This is a genomic window from Alcanivorax sp. HI0044 (genome assembly GCF_001634945.1).
Genome location: NZ_LWEZ01000817.1, coordinates 1 through 345, shown reverse-complemented (window position 1 = coordinate 345; position 345 = coordinate 1). Strand labels below are relative to the sequence as shown.

The window sequence follows — 345 nt, the reverse complement described above, 5'->3', positions numbered from 1 at the left end:
GTTCATTTTGACAGTACTCAGGGGCAGTAGATGGATACCATTCTGGTTCGTGGCGCACGCACCCATAACCTGAAGAACGTGGACCTGGATATTCCCCGGGACAAGCTGGTGGTGATTACCGGCCTGTCCGGCTCCGGCAAATCGTCCCTGGCGTTCGACACCCTGTACGCGGAAGGTCAGCGCCGCTATGTGGAATCGCTGTCCACCTACGCCCGCCAGTTCCTGTCGATGATGGAAAAGCCCGATGTGGACCACATCGAAGGGCTGAGCCCGGCGATTTCCATTGAACAGAAGTCCACCAGCCACAACCCGCGCTCCACCGTGGGCACCATCACCGAAATCTAC

General features: G+C 58.3%; 1 pseudogene. It reads left to right on the top strand.

From position 1 onward, the window contains the following. Positions 1-30: 30 nt before the first annotated feature. Positions 31-345, top strand: a pseudogene (locus tag A3730_RS09695) (excinuclease ABC subunit UvrA); the annotation flags it as partial.